The following is a 2,762-nucleotide window of genomic DNA, read 5'->3' on the forward strand; positions in this document are numbered from 1 at the left end:
ATACATCCACCTCTACCCCGATTTTAATGGCATCGATGCCGATAATTGCCGCACTCCAAACCCTTGCTAACATTTTGGCTCAAGTAAAAATAAAGTGAGTTCTTAGGAAAATGAAACAGGATGTTAGGCTAGTTTTCCGCATAAAAATGATTTTATCTGGGAATTTACCCTGAAAATCAGCCTATTTCTCGGTATAAACTAGCCAGAAAAGCTGAGAGCTTAATGGTATAGTTGAAAAAAAAAGCAATTTGTCTATGAGCGAGACTATTTTTAGCAAAATTATCCGGAAAGAAATTCCCGCCTCGATCGTCTATGAAGATGATCTGGTTCTCGCTTTTCGAGATGTTAATCCCCAAGCACCCACCCATATCCTCATTATCCCCAAAAAACCGATTCCGAAACTAGAGGAAGCCAGCGACAGCGATCAAGATTTATTGGGACATTTGTTACTAACTGTTAAAAAGGTGGCCGCCGAAGCTAAATTAAGTCAAGGTTATCGAGTAGTGATCAATAATGGGGAACATGGAGGTCAAACCGTCGATCATCTTCATGTCCATCTTTTGGGCGATCGCCCAATGGACTGGCCTCCGGGTTAAACCCTCTTATTTTCCCGCATTTTTGGGGAATTATAGAGCTAGAAGCGTTTTTTTCCTGAGTCGGTCTTCTCGATGTTAAACCCATGAATAGGTCTCTTTCTGCGATCGCTTTGTCCAGCACCCTGCTGTTATTTCCCTTCACCCCCACGACTCTCGCTCAATCGCAATGCTTTCTACCAGAATGTTTTCTACTATGCTTTCTCCAAAGAGCAGATGGACAACACATAGATCTTAGTCGTCTCTGTGGCAGTTCATCTAGAAATAGGAAAAATTCCCCGCAAGTTTATCAGCTACCGATTCAACGCCGGGTTAAAGGCATTCCCACGGTGATGGTAGTTTTTAATCACCGTCACTCCTATGAAATGCTTTTTGATACAGGTGCTAGTGGCATCGTCCTCACCGATGCCATGGCGAAAGCGATGAAAGTCAAACGGGAAAGGAAAGTAATCAATAATACCGCCGGCGGTGTCGTTACTGGTTATCTTGGTCGCATTAATTTTGTTAAAGCTGGCGAGATGACTTTATATAATCAGATTGTTAATATTTCTCCCCAAATGAAAGGGTTAGGACTCTTGGGACAAACCTTTTTTGGTTCCTATGATGTCACGATCAAAAAAGATGTGATTGAATTACGTTATCGTTGATAAGTAGCTGGTTATAATTAAATTAAAAATGGATTTTAGGTTCGATCCCCCCTGCCCCCCTTGATAAGGGGGGTACCGATAGGCGGGGGGATCCCCCCTGCCCCCCTTGATAAGGGGGGTGCCTGAAAACTTTTAACACCTACCTACTTAGTCTCATGGGAAAAATGCTCGCTTTCCTGACTTTAATCTAAAGTTCCTCGCTGTATTTGCTCCCGTTCGATCGCTTCAAATAGGGCCTGGAAGTTGCCTTCTCCAAAACCTCTAGCGGCATGACGGCGCTCGATTAATTCAAAAAAGAAAGTCGGCTGGGAAAAAATTGGTTTAGTGAAAATTTGCAGTAAAGTCGGCTTTTCCGGGAGGGAATAACTATTTTGTTCAAAATCGATGAGAATTTCCCTTTTTTTTATTTCTGACCATTCCCAATCAGCAATATTAAAATCTTTTTTTTGATAGTTAATTTGTTGATAATAACTGTCTGGAACTGATAAAAACTCTACCTTTTTTTCTTTTAATTTTTGAGTTAAGTTTACAATGTTTTCTGTTTTTAAAGCAATGTGTTGAATGCCAGATTTTTGATTAATATCTAAAAATTCTTGAATTTGAGAACTGTTACTATCTGGTTCATTAATCGGTAATTTTAATTCAGTTTCGGGGTAAACAAGCACCTGAGAATAAAGACCAGAACGGTCCGTTTTAATAGTAAAAGCTTGCCTTTTTTTAAAGCCTAAATTTTCCTCATACCAATTGGCTGTTAACTCTAAATTCCCTTGAAAAACATTTAAAACTAAATGATCAATTGCCAGAATATCCTGATTATATTGTTCCCTACTATCGTATTGAATCAGATTAGGATCGGCTAAAATTGGCGTGATTCCCTGTCTTTCAATTAACGTATGTTTGAGATCAGCAATGCTAGAGATTTGACAGCTTTTTATCTTACCCCTAGCTAAAACAGTTTCCTCAATAAAAATGTCCTGTTTAATTTTCCTAGCTAAACTGTCTAAATCCTCCACTTGAAAAGCTACGTCCGCCACCCCTTCAGGATATTTACTTAAAAATTCCGCCACGGGACTAAGGGAATTTAAGGGAGAAGATAAGATAAAAATAATCTGTTTAGTTTTATCTTTTTGGATGCCATTGCCGACTATTTCCGTGTGTGTGTGGAGATTAACTAAACTTGCGATCGCCTGAAAATCCATCACCCCCACAAACCAATCCCGCCATTTTTTGGCCGATTCTACATAAAAATGAATATGATCAACAAACATAGATAAAGTCAAAAAAAGGGTGTTTTTCAGTGAGCAGTAAACAGTGAAAATAAAACTCCGAACTTGCCACTTAATGCTATTCACTGATAACTGATAACTGATAACTGAAAAAGCTGATGACTAAAAAAAGAGATGACTATCGGGTTGAATATTAATTTCCATGGGGACAGCTTGGGGTTCAGCATTCATGGCAAAATAGATAGCATCGGCGGCAGTTTGAGCGGTTAACATTTTATTGCGATCAACTTTTAAGC

At 39.3% G+C, this 2,762-nt stretch carries 3 protein-coding genes and 1 pseudogene; 2 read left to right on the forward strand and 2 right to left on the reverse strand.

Annotated features, from left to right (window positions below):
* Positions 1 to 254 precede the first annotated feature (254 nt).
* The gene (locus PX484_RS04745; RefSeq protein ID WP_193977509.1) at positions 255 to 596 is read left to right on the forward strand and encodes a histidine triad nucleotide-binding protein; all 342 of its coding nucleotides are present in this window, start codon (positions 255 to 257) and stop codon (positions 594 to 596) included.
* 83 nt (positions 597 to 679) lie between these two features.
* On the forward strand, positions 680 to 1,240 hold the full coding sequence (locus PX484_RS04750) for a retropepsin-like aspartic protease family protein (RefSeq protein WP_287765314.1): 561 nt from the start codon (positions 680 to 682) through the stop codon (positions 1,238 to 1,240).
* A 182-nt stretch (positions 1,241 to 1,422) separates the two neighbouring features.
* Here PX484_RS04750 and hppD read toward each other — a convergent pair whose 3' ends face one another.
* Both hppD and PX484_RS04760 read right to left on the reverse strand, forming a co-directional pair.
* Positions 1,423 to 2,508 carry a 4-hydroxyphenylpyruvate dioxygenase gene (hppD, locus tag PX484_RS04755; RefSeq protein WP_287765310.1) on the reverse strand — a complete coding sequence of 362 codons (1,086 nt, stop codon included), beginning with the start codon at positions 2,506 to 2,508 and terminating at the stop codon, positions 1,423 to 1,425.
* Positions 2,509 to 2,628: 120 nt separating this feature from the next.
* A pseudogene (locus tag PX484_RS04760) lies at positions 2,629 to 2,762 on the reverse strand (oxidoreductase); the annotation flags it as partial.

This window comes from Microcystis sp. M49636_WE2, from assembly GCF_030065375.1.
Taxonomy (GTDB): Bacteria; Cyanobacteriota; Cyanobacteriia; order Cyanobacteriales; family Microcystaceae; genus Microcystis; species Microcystis aeruginosa_C.